The 841-nt window shown below is 39.6% G+C and carries 1 protein-coding gene; it reads left to right on the top strand.

Annotation, left to right across the window (positions count from 1 at the left end):
* Positions 1 to 841: pyruvate formate lyase family protein (locus RU96_RS12620; RefSeq protein WP_282956626.1), on the top strand; the 841-nt coding region annotated here is incomplete at both ends.

Here is an 841-nt window from a genome sequence, read left to right as displayed (position 1 = left end):
TAAACGTACGTGATTTTATCCAAGCAAACTACACACAATTTGACGGTACTGATGAATTTCTAGCTGGTCCAACTGAAGCAACCACAAAACTTTGGGATCAAGTCATGGAATTAAACCAGAAAGAACGTGAAGCTGGTGGCGTTTTAGACATGGATACAAAAGTTGTCTCCACCATCACTTCTCACGGCCCTGGTTATTTAAACAAAGATTTAGAAACAGTAGTAGGTTTCCAAACGGAAAAACCATTTAAACGTAGCTTACAACCATTTGGTGGTATCCGCATGTCTGAACAAGCGGCAGAAGCTTATGGTTATGAAATTGATTCAGAAGTTTCACACATTTTCCGTGACTATCGTAAAACCCATAACCAAGGGGTATTTGATGCATACACGCCTGAAATGCGGGCAGCTCGTCGCTCAGGTGTTATTACAGGTTTACCAGATGCTTACGGTCGTGGTCGTATTATCGGTGATTACCGTCGTGTTGCCTTATACGGGGTTGACTTTTTAATCAAAGAAAAACAAAAAGACTTATTGAACTGTGGCAATGGGGTTATGTCTGATGATATCATTCGCCAACGGGAAGAATTAAACGAACAATTACGTGCCTTAAATGAATTAAAAGAATTGGGTACGATTTATGGTTTTGATATTTCACAACCAGCTTCAAATGCAAAAGAAGCTTTCCAATGGTTATATCTTGGTTACTTAGCTGCGATTAAAGAACAAAATGGTGCGGCAATGTCGCTTGGTCGTACCTCTACTTTCTTAGATATTTATGTAGAACGTGACTTGCAAAACGGCGTTTTAACAGAAGAAGAAGCACAAGAAATTGTCGATCA

Source organism: Enterococcus canintestini (assembly GCF_001885735.1).
GTDB lineage: Bacteria > Bacillota > Bacilli > Lactobacillales > Enterococcaceae > Enterococcus_C > Enterococcus_C canintestini.
The sequence above is the reverse complement of the archived record's forward strand: the minus strand, read 5'-3'. Positions and strand labels throughout refer to the sequence as shown.